General features: G+C 35.2%; 22 protein-coding genes and 1 pseudogene. 15 read left to right on the plus strand and 8 right to left on the minus strand.

What is annotated here, in order from left to right; genetic code table 11:
- Positions 1 to 294: 294 nt before the first annotated feature.
- Together AC6F34_RS00890 and AC6F34_RS00895 are read left to right on the plus strand one after the other, a co-directional pair.
- Positions 295 to 1,485, plus strand: coding sequence for a glycine C-acetyltransferase (locus AC6F34_RS00890; protein WP_500768027.1), 1,191 nt, complete (start codon positions 295 to 297; stop codon positions 1,483 to 1,485).
- Between the two features lie 33 nt (positions 1,486 to 1,518).
- Positions 1,519 to 2,469: an L-threonine 3-dehydrogenase gene (locus AC6F34_RS00895; protein ID WP_500768029.1), complete on the plus strand. Its 951-nt coding sequence runs from the start codon at positions 1,519 to 1,521 to the stop codon at positions 2,467 to 2,469.
- A 28-nt stretch (positions 2,470 to 2,497) separates the two neighbouring features.
- Here the strand turns inward: AC6F34_RS00895 and selD are convergent, their stop codons facing one another.
- A complete protein-coding gene (gene selD, locus AC6F34_RS00900; protein ID WP_500770073.1) occupies positions 2,498 to 3,514 on the minus strand; it encodes a selenide, water dikinase SelD in 1,017 nt (338 codons plus the stop codon).
- A gap of 243 nt (positions 3,515 to 3,757) precedes the next feature.
- Here selD and AC6F34_RS00905 point away from each other — a divergent pair.
- A pseudogene (locus tag AC6F34_RS00905) lies at positions 3,758 to 3,946 on the plus strand (Rdx family protein); the annotation flags it as partial.
- Between the two features lie 61 nt (positions 3,947 to 4,007).
- On the opposite strand, the gene AC6F34_RS00910 reads toward AC6F34_RS00905, so the two are convergent.
- On the minus strand, positions 4,008 to 4,394 hold the full coding sequence (locus AC6F34_RS00910) for an Hsp20/alpha crystallin family protein (RefSeq protein ID WP_500768031.1): 387 nt from the start codon (positions 4,392 to 4,394) through the stop codon (positions 4,008 to 4,010).
- A gap of 87 nt (positions 4,395 to 4,481) precedes the next feature.
- On the opposite strand from AC6F34_RS00910, the gene selA reads away from it, so the two are divergent.
- Positions 4,482 to 5,915 (plus strand): L-seryl-tRNA(Sec) selenium transferase, encoded by a 1,434-nt coding sequence (gene selA / locus AC6F34_RS00915; protein ID WP_500768033.1) that lies wholly within the window; start codon positions 4,482 to 4,484, stop codon positions 5,913 to 5,915.
- Between the two features lie 21 nt (positions 5,916 to 5,936).
- Here selA and AC6F34_RS00920 read toward each other — a convergent pair whose 3' ends face one another.
- Positions 5,937 to 6,080: a small acid-soluble spore protein P gene (locus AC6F34_RS00920; RefSeq protein ID WP_500768035.1), complete on the minus strand. Its 144-nt coding sequence runs from the start codon at positions 6,078 to 6,080 to the stop codon at positions 5,937 to 5,939.
- Positions 6,081 to 6,232: 152 nt separating this feature from the next.
- Between AC6F34_RS00920 and AC6F34_RS00925 the strand changes: the two genes are divergently transcribed.
- Positions 6,233 to 6,508, plus strand: coding sequence for a hypothetical protein (locus AC6F34_RS00925; RefSeq protein WP_500768037.1), 276 nt, complete (start codon positions 6,233 to 6,235; stop codon positions 6,506 to 6,508).
- Between the two features lie 27 nt (positions 6,509 to 6,535).
- Here AC6F34_RS00925 and sspO read toward each other — a convergent pair whose 3' ends face one another.
- On the minus strand, positions 6,536 to 6,688 hold the full coding sequence (gene sspO, locus AC6F34_RS00930) for a small acid-soluble spore protein SspO (protein ID WP_500768039.1): 153 nt from the start codon (positions 6,686 to 6,688) through the stop codon (positions 6,536 to 6,538).
- Between the two features lie 363 nt (positions 6,689 to 7,051).
- Here sspO and acnA point away from each other — a divergent pair, with 363 nt between their 5' ends.
- The 8 genes from acnA (at position 7,052) to brnQ (ending at position 15,661) form a co-directional block, all read left to right on the plus strand.
- Positions 7,052 to 9,760: an aconitate hydratase AcnA gene (gene acnA / locus AC6F34_RS00935; protein WP_500768041.1), complete on the plus strand. Its 2,709-nt coding sequence runs from the start codon at positions 7,052 to 7,054 to the stop codon at positions 9,758 to 9,760.
- Positions 9,761 to 9,879: 119 nt separating this feature from the next.
- A complete protein-coding gene (locus tag AC6F34_RS00940; RefSeq protein ID WP_500768043.1) occupies positions 9,880 to 10,386 on the plus strand; it encodes a peroxiredoxin family protein in 507 nt (168 codons plus the stop codon).
- A gap of 124 nt (positions 10,387 to 10,510) precedes the next feature.
- A complete protein-coding gene (locus AC6F34_RS00945) occupies positions 10,511 to 10,642 on the plus strand; it encodes an FbpB family small basic protein (protein ID WP_500768045.1) in 132 nt (43 codons plus the stop codon).
- A gap of 62 nt (positions 10,643 to 10,704) precedes the next feature.
- Positions 10,705 to 10,848, plus strand: a complete 144-nt coding sequence (locus AC6F34_RS00950) for an acid-soluble spore protein N (protein WP_500768047.1) — start codon at positions 10,705 to 10,707, stop codon at positions 10,846 to 10,848.
- A 211-nt stretch (positions 10,849 to 11,059) separates the two neighbouring features.
- Positions 11,060 to 13,357: an AAA family ATPase gene (locus tag AC6F34_RS00955; protein WP_500768048.1), complete on the plus strand. Its 2,298-nt coding sequence runs from the start codon at positions 11,060 to 11,062 to the stop codon at positions 13,355 to 13,357.
- Between the two features lie 2 nt (positions 13,358 to 13,359).
- On the plus strand, positions 13,360 to 13,779 hold the full coding sequence (locus tag AC6F34_RS00960) for an acyl-CoA thioesterase (RefSeq protein ID WP_500768050.1): 420 nt from the start codon (positions 13,360 to 13,362) through the stop codon (positions 13,777 to 13,779).
- 11 nt (positions 13,780 to 13,790) lie between these two features.
- Positions 13,791 to 14,081, plus strand: coding sequence for a hypothetical protein (locus tag AC6F34_RS00965; protein WP_500768052.1), 291 nt, complete (start codon positions 13,791 to 13,793; stop codon positions 14,079 to 14,081).
- A 230-nt stretch (positions 14,082 to 14,311) separates the two neighbouring features.
- On the plus strand, positions 14,312 to 15,661 hold the full coding sequence (gene brnQ, locus AC6F34_RS00970; RefSeq protein ID WP_500768054.1) for a branched-chain amino acid transport system II carrier protein: 1,350 nt from the start codon (positions 14,312 to 14,314) through the stop codon (positions 15,659 to 15,661).
- 350 nt (positions 15,662 to 16,011) lie between these two features.
- Here brnQ and AC6F34_RS00975 read toward each other — a convergent pair whose 3' ends face one another.
- The 4 genes from AC6F34_RS00975 to plsY all read right to left on the minus strand — a co-directional run bounded on the left by AC6F34_RS00975 (position 16,012) and on the right by plsY (position 19,835).
- On the minus strand, positions 16,012 to 17,157 hold the full coding sequence (locus AC6F34_RS00975; protein WP_500768056.1) for a CapA family protein: 1,146 nt from the start codon (positions 17,155 to 17,157) through the stop codon (positions 16,012 to 16,014).
- A gap of 535 nt (positions 17,158 to 17,692) precedes the next feature.
- Positions 17,693 to 17,869 carry a hypothetical protein gene (locus AC6F34_RS00980; RefSeq protein WP_500768058.1) on the minus strand — a complete coding sequence of 59 codons (177 nt, stop codon included), beginning with the start codon at positions 17,867 to 17,869 and terminating at the stop codon, positions 17,693 to 17,695.
- Between the two features lie 107 nt (positions 17,870 to 17,976).
- Positions 17,977 to 18,954 (minus strand): ATP-binding protein, encoded by a 978-nt coding sequence (locus tag AC6F34_RS00985; RefSeq protein WP_500768060.1) that lies wholly within the window; start codon positions 18,952 to 18,954, stop codon positions 17,977 to 17,979.
- A 293-nt stretch (positions 18,955 to 19,247) separates the two neighbouring features.
- Complete coding sequence (gene plsY / locus AC6F34_RS00990) at positions 19,248 to 19,835, minus strand: glycerol-3-phosphate 1-O-acyltransferase PlsY (RefSeq protein ID WP_500768062.1); 588 nt, start codon at positions 19,833 to 19,835, stop codon at positions 19,248 to 19,250.
- A 281-nt stretch (positions 19,836 to 20,116) separates the two neighbouring features.
- Here plsY and AC6F34_RS00995 point away from each other — a divergent pair, with 281 nt between their 5' ends.
- Positions 20,117 to 21,838 (plus strand): glycosyl hydrolase family 18 protein, encoded by a 1,722-nt coding sequence (locus AC6F34_RS00995; RefSeq protein WP_500768064.1) that lies wholly within the window; start codon positions 20,117 to 20,119, stop codon positions 21,836 to 21,838.
- Positions 21,839 to 21,860: 22 nt separating this feature from the next.
- On the plus strand, positions 21,861 to 22,274 hold the full coding sequence (locus AC6F34_RS01000) for a CoA-binding protein (protein WP_500768066.1): 414 nt from the start codon (positions 21,861 to 21,863) through the stop codon (positions 22,272 to 22,274).
- Positions 22,275 to 22,363 lie beyond the last annotated feature (89 nt).

Below are 22,363 nucleotides of genomic sequence, written 5' to 3' on the forward strand. Positions count from 1 at the left end.
CCTTAATGAATCTTTGCAAACGAGGGTTCTGAATTTTTGTTTGAATAGAGTTCAACATTGGGAATAAGGCATATTTTTGTGTAATTAAAGGAAAAGATAAATAGTGTGTTTTTAAGAATAACAAGTAAAAATCTGAAGAATAATTGTCCTCTATGTATATACAAATGACAAAAATGTGATAAAGTATTAACATATAAAGCTACATAATAAAAGGATATACATCTATTTGTTTGTCTTTTTAGAGTGGACACTTGTTTTTTTGAAATGCTTAAAGAATGAATGGAGGTCTTTTATATGACAAGTAAAATATTAGATCAGTTTTTATCAGAGAATTTATCGGATTTAAAAGAAAAGGGGCTTTATAACGTTATTGATCCATTACAAAGTGCGAACGGCCCAATTATTAAAATAAATGGAAAAGAATTAATCAACTTATCATCTAATAATTATTTAGGTCTTGCGACTAATGATGTACTTAAAGACGTTGCGAAAAAAGCAATCGATGAATATGGTGTCGGCGCTGGAGCAGTTCGTACAATTAACGGAACGCTAGAACTCCATGTGAAGCTAGAAGAAACATTAGCAAAATTTAAACATACAGAATCAGCGATAGCTTATCAATCAGGCTTTAACTGTAATATGGCCGCAATTTCTGCTGTTATGGATAAGAACGATGCGATTTTATCTGATGAATTAAACCATGCATCGATCATTGATGGCTGCCGATTATCTAAAGCAAAAATTATCCGTGTTAACCATTCTGATATGGATGATTTACGTCAAAAGGCGAAGGAAGCTACAGAATCAGGTTTATACAATAAGGTAATGGTTATTACTGACGGTGTGTTTTCTATGGATGGAGATATTGCCAAACTTCCTGAAATCGTTGAAATTGCAGAGGAATTTGACTTAATTACGTATGTGGATGATGCTCATGGTTCAGGAGTATTAGGAGATGGGGCTGGAACAGTAAAGCACTTTGGCCTTTCTGATAAAATTGACTTCCAGATTGGAACATTATCAAAAGCAATTGGTGTTGTCGGTGGATATGTAGCAGGCAAAAAGGATTTAATTGATTGGTTAAAAGTTCGTAGTCGTCCATTCTTATTTTCGACATCCTTAACACCAGCTGACGTTGCAGCTAGCATTAAAGCAATTGAGATGCTTATGGAGAGTACAGACTTAAATAAACAACTATGGGAAAATGGCGATTATTTAAAGGCTGGTCTAGAGAAATTAGGATTCGATATCGGAAACAGTGAGACACCAATTACACCGGTAATCATTGGGGACGAAGTAAAAACTCAAGAATTTAGTAAAAAATTAAATGATAATGGTGTTTATGCAAAATCGATCGTATTTCCAACGGTCCCAAGAGGAACTGGTCGAGTAAGAAACATGCCATCTGCAGCACATACGAAAGAGATGCTAGATAGAGCAATTGCCATATATGAGAAAGTTGGCAAGGAAATGCATATTATTTAATTCATAAGGCATAGGGAAGATAGGAGAATTACAATGAAAAAAATCATGATTACTGGTGCACTTGGCCAAATTGGATCTGAATTAACTGTAAAACTTCGTAATCTATATGGCAATGACAATGTTATTGGAACAGATATTCGAAAAAACGATTCAGAGGCTTGCTTGTCTGGCCCATTTGAAACTGTAGATGTGACTGATGCAAAGAGAATGGGTGAAGTAGCAAAAAAATACAATGTTGATACGGTCATTCATATGGCTGCATTGCTTTCAGCAACTGCCGAAGCAAATCCTGTATTTGCATGGAATCTAAATATGGGTGGATTAATGAATGCCCTTGAAGTTGCTAGAGAAATGGATGCAAAATTCTTTACTCCAAGCTCGATTGGTGCATTCGGTCCTGCTACTCCAAAGGATTTAACTCCGCAGGATACGATCCAAAGACCAACAACAATGTATGGTGTGAACAAAGTTGCAGGGGAGCTGCTTTGTGATTACTATTTCAACCGCTTTGGTGTAGACACGAGAGGACTTCGTTTCCCTGGATTAATTTCGTATGTTACACCTCCAGGTGGCGGGACAACTGATTATGCTGTAGAAATTTATTATGAAGCAATTAAAAATGGAGCCTATACATCATATATTGATAAAGGCACATATATGGATATGATGTATATGCCAGATGCTTTAAACGCAATTGTTCAATTAATGGAAGCTGATCCAACTAAGCTTGTTCACCGTAACTCTTTTAATGTTACTGCGATGAGCTTCGAACCTGAACAAATTGGAGCAGAAATTCGTAAGCATATTCCGCAATTTAAGCTTTCTTATCAAGTTGATCCAGTGCGACAAACTATTGCTGATAGCTGGCCAAACTCGCTCGATTGTGATTGCGCAAAGCAAGAGTGGAACTTTAATGCCGAATACGATTTAGAAAAAATGACGATCGACATGCTTAGCAAGCTACGACAAAAGGTTACGAATTAATAAAAAAAGCTGCCGAATTGGCAGCTTTTTATTTTGCATAAATAAATTTGTCTTGTAATTCAGTAACGGTACCGATTATTGTGGCATGATGATTTCCTTCTTTTTGTAATTGCTGAACGTATTGTTCTGCTTCATCAGCACTAATTGAAACTAGCAACCCACCTGATGTAATTGCATCACATAAGATCATTTGATCTTCAAATGATAAATCAGCATAATGAACATCATTTTCGAGCCATTTATGGTTAGCTTTCGTACCACCAGGTACAATGTTGTTCACGACTAGCTGCTTTGTTCCTTCTAAGATAGGAACTTTTTTATAGTCAATATGCAAACTTACATTGCTTCCACGAGCCATTTCACTAGCATGTCCTAATAAACCAAATCCAGTGACATCAGTGACAGCATGTGGATGAAAATCCTTCAAAATCGTTGCGGACGTTTTATTTAGTTCAGCCATCGTTCTAGTCACCTGCAGTTCTTGATCCATCGTGACGGCTCCTTTTTTTATGCCTGTCGTTAAGATTCCTACTCCTAGAGGTTTTGTTATTACTAGGACATCTCCTGGAACGCAACCGACATTTTTCCAAACATTATTTGGGTGCACAATTCCTGTAACCGATAGTCCAAACTTTGGTTCTTGATCATCAATAGAATGACCACCAACGGTTACAGCACCAGCTTCCTTCACTTTATCAGCTGCGCCTCGTAAAATTTCAGACAGCATATGTGCACCGAGCTTTTTAACCGGATATCCAACGATATTTAAAACCGTTTTAGGATCTCCACCCATTGCATATACGTCACTTAGAGCATTCGCTGCAGCGATTTGACCGAACATATATGGATCATCCACAACTGGGGTAAAGTAATCAATTGTTTGAATTAACGCAATTGAATCTGTTAATTGATATACACCAGCATCATCGGATGTTTCATGACCAACTAATAACTCAGGAACCTTTTCTTGTTTTGGTAAAAGACGCAAAACTTGCGCCAAGTCCTCAGGACCAATCTTGCAGCCTCAGCCAGCTTTTGAGGACATAGAAGTTAAACGTATTTGTTCTTGCTCGCTCACAATACCACCTCCTAATACAAGTATACATGTTCTTCTTCAATGTGAACATGCTAACAGTTTGCAGAGTTTTGAAAGATATAATACAATGACAATAATCATGAAAATATGTCTATTATGTGAATTATTTGTAAAGTGGGCAAGGAGGAACTTAAATTGAATCAGCATGTTATTGAAATCGAATTTTGTATGATGTGAAACTTTGCACCAAAAGCCGCGGGTCTCGCGGAAGACTTATTCACTCATTTTCGTGGTGAAATTAAAAAAATGGAATTAATCTCAGGCACTGGTGGTGTTTTTGAAGTTACCATTAATGGAGAGAAAATTTATTCTAAAAAAGAAACAGGTATTTTCCCTAAATCTGATCAAATTATTGAAACAATAGAGCAATTGAAGTTCTGAAGGATAGGTTTTCAAAAAAGAGTGTAGTCCATGCCTAAAACTGACATTGGCTACACTCTATTTATTGAATAATAATCTTTCTGTTCTTGCCATTGCCTTTTTCCGTTTTACTGATCCATATTTCTAATATATTATTGTTCCAAAGTGCCTTCGTGCGCCTCTCAATGATTGCAAAAGGAAACTGTATTGTTCTCGATTCTTTCTCTTCTGAAGAGCTTTCTCCGATTCTATAAGCAGATATCGTTAATGTTTGCTCATGAATAAAAATGTCAACATTTTCTTTTTTAAACTCCTCTAATAGAGCTTCAACAATGATGGCATTATCCATATCAAATAAATCAATTCTAAATGTAGTTTGGTCAATATAAGAGGTAAATGGATCTAAAAAGAAGCTCTCCATCCATTTTTCTATTTCAGATAACTCTTTAGCATTCTTCTTTTCGTCCATAGAACATTCCTCCTTGTTCACATCTTATTCATTTAAATTATTAGTGTGAATAATGGTATAATTATGAACGAATAGGAGGGCTTAGTCATGATACAACATTTACGGAACATACCGCCAATACATGAACTGCAAAATGAGCCACGTTTTCAAAGTATACTTGAACAATATGTAGTTGATAAAGAAAACTTAACCATAAATTTAAAAAAGATCTTGTCGACTATTCGTCAAGAGATGACAGATGGTACATATACTTCACCCTTACCTGGTGACACTTCATTTTTACCTTATGTTTTTTCAAGAATAGAAGAAGCACTTCAATTAGAGTATGCTTATACATTAATATCAGTAATCAATGCTACGGGAACGATTTTACATACGAATTTAGGCAGGGCAAGGATCGCAAAATCTGCAGTCAATCACATGGTTGACACGGCAACCTCTTATTCAAATTTAGAGTTTGATTTAGAAAATGGAACAAGAGGTTCACGCCATACACTTGTGGAAGATGCCCTCAAAAAGTTAACAGGTGCGGAGGCTGCAATGGTTGTTAATAATAACGCAGCAGCTGTTTATTTAATTTTATCAGCACTTGGAAAAAATAAAGATGTTATCGTTTCAAGGGGACAATTAGTCGAGATCGGAGGATCTTTTCGCATTTCTTCTATTATGGAGGAAAGTGGTGCAAACTTAATTGAAGTAGGTACAACAAATAAAACACATATACAAGATTATGAAATGGCAATCACCGATGAAACTGCGATGTTGCTAAAGGTACATACTAGTAATTTCAAGATCATTGGTTTTACAAAATCGGTTGAAACGAAAGAGCTAGCTAGACTAGCTACTGAAAAAAATATCGTGTTCTATGAGGATCTTGGCAGCGGAGCGTTATTTGACTTTAAGTCAAGGGGAATAGGTGAGGAGCCGACTGTGAAGGAAGTACTGCAATTAGGAACTCATCTTGTTTCATTTAGTGGGGATAAGCTATTAGGTGGACCTCAAGCTGGCATCATTGCAGGAAATAAAGAATTAATACAGGTACTTAAAAAGCATCAGCTAGCACGAGTGTTACGTGTCGATAAAATGACATTAGCTGCGTTAGAAGGAACTTTGCTTCAATATATTAAAGGTGAGCAAGCAGCAATTGCGGAAATTCCTGTTTTAAATCACATTTTAACGCCGATCGAACAATTAAAAAAGCGCTCTCTTCGATTTATGGAAAGAATACAAGTTAGGCTGAGTGAAAGGGCGTTCTTTAAGTTAATTGAAAGCAAAGCAATGGTTGGTGGAGGCACAATGCCAGAAGTTGAAATTCCGTCATATAGCATAGGTATTTCATCGCATGTCTTTGATGCGCAACAGCTTGCAGATGAGCTAAGAAATAATTATTTGACACCAATCATTGTTCGAATTAAACAAAATGAAATTTATATTGATTTACGGACGGTCACGAATGAAGAAGAAGAGATTGTTTTTCATTCTCTAGTAAGAGTATTAAGCAAAATGAAAGATCCTGCATAGATTTATGCAGGATCTTTCATTTTATAAATCATGATGTGAATGATGTTTTTGCCTTGAGTGATTTCTATTTTTTACTTTTTTTGAGCCACTTAAAGGAGCTGGTTGACCAGGTTGATCTCCTTTTGGAGCATTTTTTCTCATATCTTTTCCGTCATTTTTGTTCATTGCTCATCCCCCCATATATACATTGTTTCTAACTAACAAGGAGATATGCATGGGGATTTTTTCTATGAACACGGAACCAGGAAAGATTGTATATTTTAGATGCTTGCAGAGCAATTTAAAGATACAGTAAGCAAAGGAGGTGCAAAAAGATCATGCCTTACCATAAAGATAAACAGCAAGCATTTCAAGCTGCTCAACAAGGAATTGAAGATGTTGAAGAGCTTTATCACGAAATTGTTCGGGATTCAGCATCTTATGGACATCAGCTTAAACACTTAAAAGAAGAAGTGAATGAAGCCTATCAACAAATCCAAAATGCTCTTGAAACAGCTTCTGCGACACAAAAATTCCAGCTTGAAAAGTTTCAACAAGATTTATCCTCAATTGTAAATGAAGTAAATGCAGCAGACGACTTGGACTACTTATAGCTCGGCCAACAGCCGAGCTTACATGGTTCATTGATTCTTTTTGCGCTTTTTATTGTTTTGTTTTTCTTGTTCAGTTAACGGCTCCTGTGAGAACTCTTCATTATAACCAGCTCCACTGCCCTGACTTTTTGCTGCATTCATGCCTTCACGTACATGATTTGCTCTTTTCTTTGGCGACATAATTTTCACCTCCAACCGTAGTTTCTGCAGAAAAATAGAAAATATTCCCGAATTTTATCTTTTTTTCGTATACATTTGTTTAATATTTTGAAATAGCAACTAAAAATTCACTTAACTTTTCATCTAATTGAAAAAGCCTATCAATTAGAATGATTATTTTGAATGGTTTATTGAAATTTTGATTTAACATAAGTAAAACTTATCAAAAACAATAACTTTCTTGTTATTTACTTATCAAATTGGTTGTATTAATATAAGAATTGTGAGAAAAGTAAGGTTGGAATAAAATTCAAACTTTTCGACAATTACTTTGTAAATGTATATGATTGTTTGTGTAAGAACGAAGAGGGGGTATTTTTCACAATGGCAAAAAACGATGTATTTAACGCCCGTAAATCATTTGACCTGGACGGGAAACGCTATCATTACTATTCATTAGAGGCTTTAGAAAGAGCAGGGGTAGGAAGTATTTCTAAGCTTCCATATTCAATTAAAGTTTTATTAGAATCTGTTTTACGTCAATATGACGGTAGAGTTATTACTAAAGAGCATGTTGAAAATCTAGCAAAATGGGGTTCAAGTGATGTGAGGGAAGTTGATGTTCCTTTCAAGCCTTCACGTGTTATTTTGCAAGACTTCACTGGTGTACCAGCTGTTGTTGATTTAGCATCTTTAAGAAAAGCAATGGCAGATATGGGTGGAGATCCTGACAAAATTAACCCTGAAAAACCAGTTGACCTTGTTATTGACCACTCAGTACAAGTTGATCAATACGGGACACCTGATGCTCTAGAAGCAAATATGGTTTTAGAATTTGAAAGAAACGCAGAGCGTTACCAATTTTTGAGCTGGGCTCAAAAAGCATTTGACAACTATCGTGCTGTTCCACCGGCAACAGGAATTGTTCACCAAGTGAATTTAGAATTCTTAGCGAATGTTGTTCATGCGATAGAAACTCCTGATGGAGATTTTGAAACATTCCCAGATTCATTAGTTGGAACAGATTCACATACAACAATGATCAACGGAATTGGTGTTCTTGGATGGGGTGTTGGTGGTATTGAAGCAGAAGCAGGAATGCTTGGACAACCATCTTACTTCCCAGTTCCTGAAGTAGTAGGTGTTAAATTAGTTGGAGAAATGCCAGATGGCGCGACTGCAACGGACTTAGCATTAAAAGTTACACAAATTTTAAGAAAATTTGGCGTAGTTGGGAAGTTCGTTGAATTCTTCGGACCTGGTGTACCAGCGCTTCCACTTGCTGACCGTGCTACAATTGCGAACATGGCTCCGGAGTATGGAGCGACATGTGGATTCTTCCCAGTAGATGTTGAATCACTTGATTATATGCGTCTAACCGGACGTTCAGAGGAACAAATTAAAATTGTTGAAGCATATTGTAAAAATAATGGTTTATTCTTCGATCCAGAATTAGAGCCAGTTTATACTGATGTTATTGAAGTAGATCTTTCAGAAATTGAAGCAAATCTATCTGGACCTAAGCGTCCACAAGATTTAATTCCACTTTCTGCAATGAAAGAAGAATTCACTAAAGCGATTACAGCTCCTCAAGGGAACCAAGGCTTCGGATTAGAGAAAGCTGAATCAGATAAAAAAGTTACAGTTGATTTCACTAATGGAGATTCAACTACAATGAAAACTGGTGCAGTTGCAATTGCTGCGATTACAAGCTGTACAAATACGTCAAACCCATACGTATTAGTAGGAGCAGGGTTAGTAGCGAAGAAAGCTGTTGAACTTGGACTTGAAGTTCCTAAATATGTGAAAACATCTCTAGCACCAGGTTCAAAGGTTGTTACTGGATATTTACATGATTCTGGTCTACTACCTTACCTAGAAACTTTAGGTTTCAATCTTGTTGGTTATGGTTGTACGACATGTATCGGTAACTCTGGTCCATTAAAAGAAGAAATCGAAAAAGCGATTGCTGATAACGATATGCTAGTTACATCTGTTCTATCAGGAAATCGTAATTTTGAAGGCCGTATTCATCCATTAGTAAAAGCAAACTACCTAGCTTCTCCACCACTTGTTGTTGCTTACGCATTAGCAGGTACAGTGGACATTGATCTTCAAAAAGATTCACTAGGAAAAGATAAGAACGGCAACGAAGTATTCTTCAAAGATATCTGGCCAACTACTGAAGAAGTGAACGCTGTAGTTCGTCAAACAGTAACACCAGAATTATTCCGTAAAGAATATGAGCATGTATTTGATGACAATGCACGTTGGAATGAAATCAAAACAAGCAACGAGCCATTATATACTTTCGATGATCAATCAACATATATTCAAAACCCGCCATTCTTTGAAGGATTAACACCAAATGCAGATGAAGTAAAACCTTTAACTGGATTACGTGTAGTTGGTAAGTTTGGTGATTCAGTAACAACTGACCATATTTCTCCAGCAGGTGCGATTGGTAAAGATACACCAGCAGGAAAATACTTACGTGAAAACGGAGTCGAAGTTCGTGACTTTAACTCTTATGGCTCTCGTCGTGGTAACCATGAAGTTATGATGCGCGGTACTTTTGCAAACATTCGTATCCGTAACCAAATTGCTCCTGGTACAGAAGGTGGATTTACAACATACTGGCCAACTGGTGAAGTTACATCTATCTATGATGCTTGCATGAAGTACAAAGAAGATGGAACTGGTTTAGCTGTTCTAGCTGGAAAAGACTATGGAATGGGATCTTCACGTGACTGGGCTGCTAAAGGAACTAACCTTTTAGGAATCAAAACAGTTATTGCTGAGAGCTATGAGCGTATTCATCGTTCAAACTTAGTATTAATGGGTGTACTTCCACTTCAATTTAAAGATGGTGAAAGTGCAGAATCACTAGGTTTAACTGGAGAAGAAGCTATCGATGTTCAAATCGGTGAAAATGTACGTCCACGTGACTTCGTAACAGTAACAGCAACTGATAAAGATGGAAATAAAAAATCATTTGAAGTACTTGTACGCTTTGATTCAGAAGTTGAAATTGATTACTATCGTCATGGCGGCATTCTACAAATGGTATTACGCGAGAAATTAGCGAACTAATAGAATCAATTCAAAGAGATAGTCATTATATGGCTATCTCTTTTTTCTATTGTAATTGTGATTATTTTTCTCACTCAGGATACAATACATACTAAAATTCATTAGTAGGAGTGTTTTAATTGAAGAAACTATTTATTTTGTGGAGTCTATTGATTATATTGCTTTTCTTATTCCCGCAAAATAGTTCGGCTTCTGACGGATTGCCTGGCTTACAAATAGGTATTCAAGCACCTGAATTTTCCTTAAAAAATCTTGAAGGTGAGTCTGTAACATTATCTGAGTTTCATGGTAAAAAGGTAATGATTAATTTTTGGGCTACTTGGTGTCCACCTTGTAAGTATGAAATGCCTGACATGCAAAAATTTCATACTAAACATCATGATGATATCGTTGTTTTAGCGATAAACATCGATCCCTTTAATCATGTAAAAGGTTTTGTTGATCAACATCATCTAACGTTTCAAGTTTTACTAGATGAAAAAGATAAAGTAAATGAAAAATATCGGATACTCACAATTCCAACAACTTTCTTTATTGATGAAGAAGGTGTGATTCGGAATAAGGTTCTAAGTGCAATGTCAATTGCAACTATGGAAGAAAAATTAGCAAAAATGAAGGCGAATTGAAAAAGTTTGCATGTAAATTTCAGCACGGTTTAATAACTTCATTAAATTTTCGAAAAGTTGTAATAATTAAAGCGCTTACTGGGCATAATTATTGATATAATCTAGTTAAAGGACGGTGATAGCAATGAGAAAGCCTCGTAAGCGTTCATTTGCTGAATTAGTTTCTGAAAATAAAAGACAGCTACTAAAAGATCAGGCAGCTATGGAAAAAATAGAAGCAAAAATAGAAGCAAAACGATTAGATAAAGCAGAATAACCAGTAAGTACCTTTATAAATTCTTCCGAACATCGCCATATTAAGATGGAGGAGGGATGACAATGAGCAATCCAAAAGGTAACCCAAGTAAATTCAACCCCAATCATACCGGAACTCAGAGCAGAGGCTTTGGTGGGAATAAGGGAAAAAAGATGCAAGATCAATCTGGGCAACATCCTCAAGTTATTCAGACAAAAGGCGAATAATACTTGGTTTTTGCACATAAATTTCTGCAAAAGTTAAGCCATAATTATAAATTGCTTAGCATTACAAATTCATAACTAATGTGAAAAACATGACTCTAAAAAACCGTATGATTCATTGTGAATTGTACGGTTTTTAAGCGTTTGTTTTTAACGTGTTTGCTGTTTATGATAAAATGAAGAAATATATTGAATATAAAGAGTTGATCGAGTAATGAAAAGAACATTCAAGAAATGGAAACAAGAATTTGAAGAGCATGGCTTCGTTACAAATGAAGCAGATTTACTAACGATGCTATTTGATTCTAATGTTTCTATACAATTGACAGAGAAAGCGGAATTGCTAAGTATATCTGCTCAGTCATTGAAGAAAAAGAATAAAAATAGTGAGCTTGCGAATGTTTTGTTCGACCAAGCGTCACTTATTGAGCCAACTGAAATCTATGCTCAACAGTATATGTATGATCTAGAATGGAATCAATTAAGCTCATTTTATGATTTTATCTCTTTCCCAACTTTAAGAGAAACTGATAATAGAGCGACTAAAAAAGCAGTTGCCTATGAATTCGTCCAAATCACAAAAAAGATATTAAACGACACAGAAGCAAAAATGGATGAACTAGAGTTATTGCTGAATCGAATCGAACATCACGAGTGGAAATCTCGATTCCAACATGTTATTCAGCTCATGAGCTCCCTTTTAGAACAGTCTGGGAAATTATTAAAATCTGCTGAGGAATATGAAGCTTCTATTTCAGGTGTATTCCATACAACAACTTATTTAGAGGACTTAAAACAGTACTATGACCAAATAGAAGTGATTCTTTCAGAGTGGAAAGGGTTATTTGAAGCAACAAAAAATGTTGAAGAAAAAACAGCCATTCAAAAATTGAACAGTTTAATTGGTTTAGATGAGGTTAAAACACGCATACATGAGCTCTATCAATTTCTACAATATTTGAATCATAGAAAAGCGATTGGTTTAAAAACTGAAAATCAGTTAAGCCTTCATATGGTATTGACGGGTAATCCAGGAACTGGGAAAACAACAATAGCGCGGTCTTTAGCATCAATTTATTATGAATTAGGGTTACTTCCTAGAAACGAAGTCATAGAAGTCAATCGCTCACAATTAATTGGAGCGTATGTTGGCCAAACTGAAGAGAATGTAAGGATGTATGTTGAACAAGCTAAAGGAGCTGTGTTGTTAATTGATGAGGCGTACATGCTTCATCAGAGCGGAACATCTTCGCAAGACTATGGTCAAATAGCTGTTGATACATTATTATCACTCATGACTAGCAAAGAGTATGATGGCCAATTTGCAGTTATTTTAGCCGGATATACAGAAGAAATGACACCTTTTATGGATATGAACCCAGGTTTAAGAAGTCGATTTCCTTCGTATAATCACATTACGCTTCCTGATTATACGAATGATGAGCTGCTTCAAATTGCGATCCAATTTGCGATTCAACATGATTATTTAATAACATCAGATGCAAAGCGTGAACTACTTGATGTTATTGAAAATGAACGAATCGATCGCAGCTTTGGAAATGCTCGTACAGTTGAACAGATTGTTCAAAAGGCGATTTTTAAAAAAGGAACGAAAGCAGAAGCGGGAAATGATTCATTATTGCATTTTAGTACGTTAACAAAGACTGATTTTCAAAAACATAATCACAAGAACGAGAACAGGCACCCTCTAAAAGAATTAGAAACATTAATTGGTCTACATAATGTAAAGCAAGAAGTAATTAAGCTTTCTTCTTTTATTAAAATGCAACAAGAAAGAAAAAATGCCAACCTTCCGACGATCCCGATTCAATTGCATTCAGTATTCACTGGAAATCCAGGAACAGGGAAAACGACTGTAGCAAAAATTTACGCAGAAGTATTAAAAGAATATGGATTTTTAAAAAGGGGCCATTTAGTCATTACAAGTAGAGCTGATTTTGTTGCTGAATATGTGGGACAAACTGCCATTAAAACGAAGAAAACGATTAAAAGTGCACTTGGTGGTGTGCTGTTTATCGATGAAGCATATTCCTTACTATCCTCAAGCTCAACAGATTTTGGGAAAGAAGCAATCGAAACACTTGTAGACGAGATGACAAGACATAATGAGAATCTTGTTGTCGTTCTAGCAGGATACCCGGAAGAGGTAGATTTACTTCTAAATAGTAACCCTGGCTTAAAATCTAGATTTAAAAAGTTTTTAACATTTGATGATTATTCATCAAAAGAACTTGTTGAGATTATGAAAAGGTATTTAGAACAATATGAGTATGCTCTTACAAATGAAACAGAAGAAAGAATTATTGATCGATTATCAAATATCAAAATAAATGGAAATGGGCGATTTGCGGTAAATTTAGCTGAAGAGTCCATTCAAGCGCAAGCACAAAGACTTTCTTGTGAAAGCACACAAACAATATCTATGATGAAAACATTACAGTATGATGACTTCATAGAGTCAATCAACAAATATAGTGGGGATGGGACATAATTATGATTACGTCAAAAAAAGAAATAGAAGTGCGTTATGCAGAAACAGATCAAATGGGTGTTGTCTATCATGCCAATTATCTTGTATGGATGGAGCTTGGACGTACACAAATCGTAAAAGATCTAGGCTTTAATTATAATGATTTAGAAAAGGATGGTTTTTTATCTCCAGTATTAGATATTCAAATCAGTTATAAAAAACCGTTAACCTATGGTCAAAATGCAACTATTCATACATGGATTGAAGCGTACAATGGTCTCAAAACAATTTATGGTTATGAAATCTACAATGAAGCAGGTGAATTAGCGGTAACTGCTAATTCTACACATGTGCTTGTAAATAAAGCGTCATTTCGTCCGGTTTCTATAAAAAAGCTTTACCCAGAATGGCATGAAGCATATATGAATGCTAAAAAAGAATAGGGGATGAGCATTTGGCTTTTGGTATCAAAAGAAAAGAATTAAACGAATGGAAAACAATTGTGAAATCTGGAGAAATTGCATATTTAACACATTATTGGCTAGATGATCGCTTTCCACAGTGTAAAACGGTAACGAAAGTTGGTTGTTCAAACATAGAAAAATTAGCTAACTGGGGCGCAAAACATGGCTTAAAAAAAGAGTGGATTCATTTCAGAGAGGACGGAACACATCATTTTGATTTACTAGGTGAAAAACAAATTTCTATTCTTAAAGCAGAGGGAATGAATGAGCACCTTTGGTAAACATGAGATTTAATCAATATTACTACTACATAGCGTAGTAGTAATATTTTTTTGAAATATTATATTGAGAAAATTAAAATTGTGTGCTATTCTAGCAATGTCAGATAATTTAGTAGAAATATACCACAAACTCTTGGTATATGTAAGATAACATGTTAAATTGTCGGAAAATTCTTATTTGTATTTACATTTGCGAATACGAGCTAGAAGCATCACAAGGGGGAAAAGAAATGACAAACAAAGTTTCCAACTCATTTATTATTACGGTAGGTTTTATGTTATTTGCACTATTTTTCGGGGCAGGGAACTTAATATTTCCAGCAATGTTAGGGCAAACATCTGGTTCTAATGTTTGGGAAGCAACATTAGGCTTTATAGTTACAGGCGTTGGGTTACCATTACTTGGAGTAATTGCACTTGGATTATCAGGTAAAAGTGATTTACAATCGCTTGCAAGTCGTGTTAGTCCGCTATTTGGACTTATCTTTTCAGTCGTATTATATTTAGCAATTGGACCATTGTTTGCAATTCCTAGAACTGGTACAGTTTCTTATGAAATTGGAATTCGTCCATTCATTGCATCAGAATATCAAACAATTGGATTAATAGCATTTTCAATTATTTTCTTTGGGGTAACTGTTTATTTTTCATTAAAAGCATCAAAAATTGTGGATATTGTCGGGAAATACTTAACGCCATTATTATTAATTTTCATTGCAATCCTAATCGGTGTCGCATTCTTTAATCCAATGGGAGCAATCCAAGGACCAACAGAAGCTCTAAGTGAAAATGCATTCTTCACAGGCTTCCAAGAAGGTTATTTAACGATGGATGCATTAGCAGCATTCGTGTTTGGAATTATCGTTATCAATGCAGTACGTGAAAAAGGCGCTACTACAAAAAAAGCGATGTTAACCGCAGTTACTAAAGCTGGTTTTATTGCGGCGGCTTTATTGGCAATCATTTATGCATCTCTTGCGTATGTTGGTGCATCAAGTGTTGAAAACCTTGGGTTATTAGACAATGGTGGTGCAGTGTTGTCAGCAGTGTCTAACCATTACTTTGGTTCATTCGGTGGAATTCTATTAGCATTGATTGTAATTGGTGCATGTTTAACAACTAGTATTGGTTTAATAACAGCTTGTGCATCTTATTTCACAAAAATTATTCCTATGCTTTCATATAATAAGTTTGTTATTATCTTCTCAATCTTTAGTGCAGCGATTGCAAACTTTGGATTAACTCAATTAATTTCTATTTCTATACCGGTGTTAGTAGCAATTTACCCACTAGCTATTTTATTGCTTGTATTAACATTCTTACATCCATTATTTAAAGGTAGTAAAGGAGTTTATCAAGTTGGGATGCTATTCGTAGGGATTGTCGCACTTTTTGATGGTCTATTTGCTGCAAATATCGATATTCCAGTAGTTGAAAAGCTTTTCTCTACAATCCTTCCATTTTACTCAGTTGGTCTAGGTTGGATCGTTCCAGGTATTCTAGGATGTATTATAGGGTATATTCTTACACCATTCTATGCTAATGGAACAGATAATAAAAAAGCTGGAAAAATGGCGTGAATTTTTGATAGAAAAAATGAAGCGAGTAAGTGAACCTAAGTGGTTACTTACTCGCTTTTTATTATATGTGTGCAGGTATTTCATAAGACAGCTCGTCCATAGGGGAAAGCAATATTTGAAATCTGTGAAGTAAGAGAGAAATGAAGAACTTCTTCTAACGTCTAGTCGCTGAGGCTTACAATTTTAAGAAAACTCTAAAAAAATCAAGTCTCACTTGTAAACTTGATGAATGTTGTAAGAAAGTAATACCACAATGTTACAAGATATTGTACTTAACTAACTAATACAGCCGTACTTTTTCTTTTGCTAGCTGAAAGCGTCAGTCTGAAGTGATAATTGTAGTTAATCTTCTAATCTAGTTCATCTAGCATATGTGACAAGATCTCAGAGTATTTTTCTTTTGCTTCGGATAGTCCATGCTGATCAGCGTTTTCTAAAGGAACAATTCGATAGTTCGTTCGGTTGTCATTTGCTACATAGGTAGGGTGAAAGGCTGGCTGTGATAATTCTATATCTTTCTTATCGTCTTTGATTTGTACCGTAACATCAATTGTGGCCATTCCACCAATATCTTTATAATCCCAAATTTGACCAGAGAGAAAATTTCCTAACGAGTAAACTACTAACGTTTTTCTTTCATTAAGTTCGATCCAATCCATTTTTTGAAGAACATGCGGATGATGACCAAAAATAATGTCTACGCCTGCGTCAGCTAAAAAATGGGCGAGCTCAACTTGTGCTTCATTAGGCCACCGTTCATATTCGTTGCCCCAATGGATGCTCATTACAATTAAGTCTGAAACTGTTTTTGCTCGCTGGATTTCATCGTACATCTTGTCCCGATCAATTAAATTGATTAAGTATTCCTTCCCGTTAGGGACAGGTATTCCATTTGTCCCATATGAGTACGATAAAAATGCTAGATTCACACCTTTAACTTGGACAACCTTTACTTGGTTTTGTTCCTCGAAGCTTCTGTATGTACCAAAGTGAGAGAGACCAATCTTATCCATAAAATTTAGTGAGGAAATTAAAGCTTTTTCTCCTTTGTCTAAAGAGTGGTTATTTGCTGTTGAAACGATGTCCACTCCAGCGTCAAGAAGTGCATATCCAAATTCTTGAGGTGTATTAAACGATGGATAGCTAGAAATGCCAAACTCTTCACCTGCAAGGATCGTTTCCTGGTTAGCTAGCAATAGATCAGGAATTTGGAGTCTTTCTTTTATTGCTGAAAATATCGGGGTGAAATTATATCCATGAGTCGTCTTTGCATCCTCGTATACACGATCATGGATTAACATATCTCCAATAGCACCAAGCGTGAACTTTATGCTATATTCTTTCGGTTCAAGAACAGTATAGTTAGTCGAGTGAGCATTGAAACTCTTAATTGTTGACAGAGCTGGTAAATCAGAACGGTACATGTTATAAAGGAGAAATGAGCATAATACAACAAGGAAAAAAATGATAAATGATGGCAGCATAAACTTTTTCATTGAATACTCCTAATTAATAGTCTTATTAACATTACTATAATATAAAAATAGGAATTTATCCTTACTTTTTTAGATGAGGTGAGAATGTTTAGAAGTTTCTGGATTCCTTTAAAGAGGGGCTATAGAATTGATCCTTGTCACGATTAGACATCAAACTACTATTAAAATACAAAGATTATTATTATTAAAAAAGGAGTGATAATGTAATGAATTTAACAATATCAGAAGCAGCTACAATCTATCTAAACAAGGTTATTACAGCTGAGAAGAAATTTGAAGAAGAAGTACTCTATGTACGACTAGCTATGGGAATTGGTTGAGGATCTCCTCAACTTAAGCTGTCTCTGGAGGAGCGGCCGTTAAAAGATGATTTTCAACTTGTCGTTAAGGACATTGTATTCCTAATTAATGATCATGATAAGGCATACTTTAATAATCGAATATTGGATTATGTAGGAGATCCACTTGGGCAAAAGAAGTTCTTATTACGCCAGCATTGATTATTTAAAATAGAGCAAGGCGCATTGCCTTGCTCTTAAAGTTGTTCATTTTCAAATAATGAAATCAACTCATCAAAATTTGTGATTTTAGCAATTGGTTGAAGGTTTATATTCTCAATTCCAGGATCGGCTTGAAATAAATTCAGTAAAAATTCATCACGATTCTTATCATTTGCGACTTCAAACATGTAATGAAGATTATCTAGTTTCAACACAATCCCACCTTTACATATAAAATACTTCCTACAATTATTCTACAATACAAAAGGGCAATAATGGTTGGATTTTTGTGACATTTTTTCGAAAGATTCAAAAATTTTTAAATCAAGGGCAATGTAATTGAGAATTTCGTCCCAACATTCTTTTCTGATTGACAGTTCAATGACCCTAGATGATCATTGATTATATTTTTACAAATAAATAAACCCATGCCTGTACCTTTTTCCTTTGTAGAATAAAATGGGTCAAAGATCTTCTCAACATCCTCTGAGGAAATCCCACTTCCACAATCAATAATTTCAATTGCCACTTTTTCATGATTATGTTCAATATATAAATCGATCGAAGCATTCATTTTTCCCACACTTGCTTCAATTGCATTGTTTAACAAATTGATAAACACTTGTTTTAATTGCATCGAATCACCATGTATATGCAAGCGCTCGTTAGGTATATGAACATTGATTGGCACATTGTGAATAATTGCCTCGCTTTCAAAAAGCATATAAATATCTTTGATTAACTTAATGATGTCTATATCTGTTTTAGAATGGACTTGCGGCTTTGTAATATTTAAATATTCATAGAGTATTGTATTTGCTCGTTCAATTTCACTTAAGGCAATTTGAGCATACTCACCTTTTCCGATCGCTTCTAGCTGGGGTTTAAGAAGTTGTAAAAACCCCTTGACTGTTGTAAGTGGATTCCGAATCTCATGAGCCATGCTTGCAGCAAGGCGGCTTAATTTTAAACTATACTCAATTTCATAATCATCATACTTCTTTTCATCAACATCATCTGTCTTTAATTGAAAACAGAAAACATGCGTGCCTTCATCATCATGAGAAAAATAGAGACGATACAATGTTGTTTGATTATGCAAATTTAATTGAAATGTATCATATTCTTTAGAGTCTTTTGCTTGAATAAAACGAAGACGATCGTCTTCGTTTAAAAAATCTAAAAAGCTTTTTCCAATGTAAACGCTACGATCTTTTATTGATGTAAACAATATTAGATTGTCATAGTTGAGCGTGAAATGCGGGAAAGGGAGTTTACTTATCTTCTTTTGGTTCATTTTGTAACCATCCTAACATTACATATTTCTATATTTTTATGACAATCAAAATCGGATTATGTTATGAATTGTTGAAAACTTGATGATTGATGCTGCGACTTTATAACTATTATCATAACAAAAATCTACATTCGTTTACAATAACGAACAAAAAATTCGTTTGGTGAGCAATGTTTTTTGTGAAAAACGACCGATTTTTGCTATAGATTTAAGAAAATAAAAATATAAAGAAGGATTCGAATAAATATCACCCGAATCCTTCTTTTCTTTCAAAATTAGCTTAATTAACTTATTTATAACCATTTAATTTTTGGCTCAGTCTTGTTTTTAATACGCATTATATTTGCTCGATGTCGATAAATAACAAAGGTAGCCAATATTGCAACTACAATTAATAAAGGGACATCTTGTACAAATGCTGCATAGATTACTGCTGCGATTGCGGCTAACATCGACGACAATGATACATATTTTGTTACGTAAAGACATATTGCAAAGATGACAAACATAAGAAGAAACATTGGCCACGCATATCCAAGCAAAACACCACCGGATGTAGCGACTGCTTTTCCACCTTTAAATTTTGCAAAGACAGGGTACATATGTCCAATTACTGCAGCTACACCAGGAATAAGTGCATGTAACCCCTCTACTTGAAGCAAGAAAGGGAGGAGAACAGCTGCTGTACCTTTTAAAATATCTGCAATTGTAACAATTAAACCAGCTTTTTTGCCTAAAGTTCTAAATGTATTTGTTCCACCAAGATTTCCACTTCCATGCTCACGGATATCAATTCCATAAAAAGCTTTTCCAATAATTAATCCAGACGGAATCGATCCAAGTAAATAAGCGAATAAAATAATAATTGCAAATACTTCCACGTTTTTACTCCTTCACATTTAATTGGGCAGTTCTTCTATTTTATCATGAGATTTAGATGTACACTATCGGTTTTGAAAATCTATTTTTCATTCTATTCAATTTCATAGATAATTATGTCCGTCCATATAGAGCTAGCATAAAGGATATCATAAAAATACCATATATGGAACTTCAAATAATGAGAAATAACCTTTTCTTATAGGATCTAGAAACAACAGAATGGAAAAATCTTTTCATTCACAGTGATCTCCGATACCATATAAAAGGGAGGACTGAAATAATGACAATACTAGACACAAATCGTAAGAAGAAATCAATTCGAAAGAATACAATATTAATAGGGTTTCTCTTCCTTTTCTTACTTACAATATCTGCGATAATTTATTTGATATCGCCTTCTCCGTCTGAGGAAATGGTAAATGATTTACCTGGCGATTACCCGATTATAATAAATGGACAGCATAAAGGAGAAGGACTGCTTGAAGATGAACAAGTTTACGTTCCACTGGCATTTTTACAAAATGAAATCGATCAGGGAATTTTTTACGATCGAGAAACAGATTCAGTGATTGTTACAACGGGAAATAAAGTTGTACAAATGCCGTCACATTCCCTAACTTATTATGTAAATGAGGAAGAAGTACAGTTGCATTTCTCATCAATTAAGCATATTGGTGATACAACTTTTGTCGCGATAGAGCCTTTATTAAAATATTATCCAATTGAATATGAGAGGTTAGAAGGAACAAATGCAATCCTAATTTTATCTGATGAGCAAGTCATTCAATACGGGGAAGTTATCATAGATAAGGAAAACACTCATAAGCAAAGAATTCGTCAAGAACCTACACTACAAAGTCCTTATCACGCAGAAGTGACGCATGGTGAGGAGATCATTATCGAGGAATTAGGCGATGATTTTAGCTTTATTCGAAAAGCAAATGGACATAGTGGCTATTTACTTACTGAAATGATTCAACCAACAGAAGTTGTCACTATTGCAATTGATCATGAGCCCTATATTCCAAATCTACCAAAAATAGACGGTCCGATTCATTTAACCTGGGAGGCTGTATATACTAAAAATCCATCCCCTCAGCAAATGCCAACGATGCCTGGTGTAAATGTCATTTCTCCTACTTGGTTTGAGTTAGCTTCAGGAGATGGCACGATTAAAAATATAGGCTCTACTGAATTCTCAAATTGGGCAAAATCAGAAGGCTATCAAATATGGGGATTGTTTTCTAATGCATTTGATCCTGTATTAACACATGAAGCGTTTAAATCATTTGATACAAGGCAATATATGATAAGACAATTGCTTCACTACAGCCAAATCTATGAGTTAGACGGAGTAAACATTGACATTGAGAATGTGAATGTAGAAGATGGCCCATTGATTACTCAATTTGTACGTGAAGCAACCCCATATTTTCACGAAGCGGGGTTAATTGTTTCAATGGATGTCACTTTTCTTTCAAGCAGTGGCAACTGGTCGCAATTCTATGAACGAGAAAAGCTAGCAGAATTAGTTGATTATATCGCCGTGATGGCTTATGACGAACACTGGGCAACCTCACCAGTAGCAGGTAGTGTCGCATCACTTCCTTGGGTTGAAGATAACCTAGTCAAACTGCTCGAGCTCATACCTAATGATAAGATGCTACTAGGTGTTCCTCTATATGCCCGTCTATGGGAAGTAAAGGATGGTGGTGAAATCTCATCACAAGCTTTATCGATGGGGAAAGTTCAAGAATGGCTTGATACACATGATGTTGAGCCTAAATACGATCCAGTCACTGGACAGAATTATGCAGAGTATTATAATGAGGTAGAACAAGCAACTTATAAAATTTGGCTAGAAGATCAGTTATCACTCTCAAAAAGAGCGGAATTAGCGGAAAAGTATGATTTAGCTGGAATCGCTACTTGGAGTCGTTATTTTGCAGATGAAACTGCTTGGAGTGCTTTAACATTGAATCGTGAAGAGGAAGCTCAATAATATTCCGAAGGGAAGAGATCAGATGGCTATAGAAAATCCGACGAGAAATGAAATTGGTCAAATCTTAAAGAAATCAAAAAGGATAGCAGTTGTTGGCTTAAGTGATGATCCAGAACGAACCTCTTTTATGGTGTCTAAAGCTATGCAGGATGCGGGTTATGAAATTATTCCTGTTAATCCAAATGTCGCTGAAGTGCTAGGTTCGAAGTCATACGCATCTATTACAGAGATTGAAGGACATATCGACATTGTAAATGTGTTTAGAAGATCAGAATTTCTTCCAGCTTTAGCAGAAGAGTTTCTCCAAATTGACGCAGATGTCTTTTGGACACAACTTGGTGTAATTGATCCAGAAGTGTTTCAATTACTAAAAGACAAAGGCTATACTGTGATCATGGATCGTTGTATAAAAGTAGAACATGCATTAACTAGATAAAGAATAAATGCTTCATAAGACACAGAGAAGAGACCCTAGTTAATTGGGTCTTTTGTTTTTTATATTGTTAATAATGAGACTAATTTCAC

The organism is Niallia sp. CD-39 (assembly GCF_059874745.1).

What these genes read in the sequence shown, in the direction of transcription:
- AC6F34_RS00890 (WP_500768027.1), top strand. Translation starts at nt 295, where the DNA reads ATGACAAGTAAAATATTAGATCAGTTTTTATCAGAGAATTTATCGGAT.
- AC6F34_RS00895 (WP_500768029.1), top strand. Translation starts at nt 1,519, where the DNA reads ATGAAAAAAATCATGATTACTGGTGCACTTGGCCAAATTGGATCTGAA.
- AC6F34_RS00910 (WP_500768031.1), bottom strand. Translation starts at nt 4,394, where the DNA reads ATGGACGAAAAGAAGAATGCTAAAGAGTTATCTGAAATAGAAAAATGG.
- selA (WP_500768033.1), top strand. Translation starts at nt 4,482, where the DNA reads ATGATACAACATTTACGGAACATACCGCCAATACATGAACTGCAAAAT.
- AC6F34_RS00920 (WP_500768035.1), bottom strand. Translation starts at nt 6,080, where the DNA reads ATGAACAAAAATGACGGAAAAGATATGAGAAAAAATGCTCCAAAAGGA.
- AC6F34_RS00925 (WP_500768037.1), top strand. Translation starts at nt 6,233, where the DNA reads ATGCCTTACCATAAAGATAAACAGCAAGCATTTCAAGCTGCTCAACAA.
- sspO (WP_500768039.1), bottom strand. Translation starts at nt 6,688, where the DNA reads ATGTCGCCAAAGAAAAGAGCAAATCATGTACGTGAAGGCATGAATGCA.
- acnA (WP_500768041.1), top strand. Translation starts at nt 7,052, where the DNA reads ATGGCAAAAAACGATGTATTTAACGCCCGTAAATCATTTGACCTGGAC.
- AC6F34_RS00945 (WP_500768045.1), top strand. Translation starts at nt 10,511, where the DNA reads ATGAGAAAGCCTCGTAAGCGTTCATTTGCTGAATTAGTTTCTGAAAAT.
- AC6F34_RS00950 (WP_500768047.1), top strand. Translation starts at nt 10,705, where the DNA reads ATGAGCAATCCAAAAGGTAACCCAAGTAAATTCAACCCCAATCATACC.
- AC6F34_RS00955 (WP_500768048.1), top strand. Translation starts at nt 11,060, where the DNA reads ATGAAAAGAACATTCAAGAAATGGAAACAAGAATTTGAAGAGCATGGC.
- AC6F34_RS00960 (WP_500768050.1), top strand. Translation starts at nt 13,360, where the DNA reads ATGATTACGTCAAAAAAAGAAATAGAAGTGCGTTATGCAGAAACAGAT.
- brnQ (WP_500768054.1), top strand. Translation starts at nt 14,312, where the DNA reads ATGACAAACAAAGTTTCCAACTCATTTATTATTACGGTAGGTTTTATG.
- AC6F34_RS00975 (WP_500768056.1), bottom strand. Translation starts at nt 17,157, where the DNA reads ATGAAAAAGTTTATGCTGCCATCATTTATCATTTTTTTCCTTGTTGTA.
- AC6F34_RS00985 (WP_500768060.1), bottom strand. Translation starts at nt 18,954, where the DNA reads ATGAACCAAAAGAAGATAAGTAAACTCCCTTTCCCGCATTTCACGCTC.
- AC6F34_RS00995 (WP_500768064.1), top strand. Translation starts at nt 20,117, where the DNA reads ATGACAATACTAGACACAAATCGTAAGAAGAAATCAATTCGAAAGAAT.
- AC6F34_RS01000 (WP_500768066.1), top strand. Translation starts at nt 21,861, where the DNA reads ATGGCTATAGAAAATCCGACGAGAAATGAAATTGGTCAAATCTTAAAG.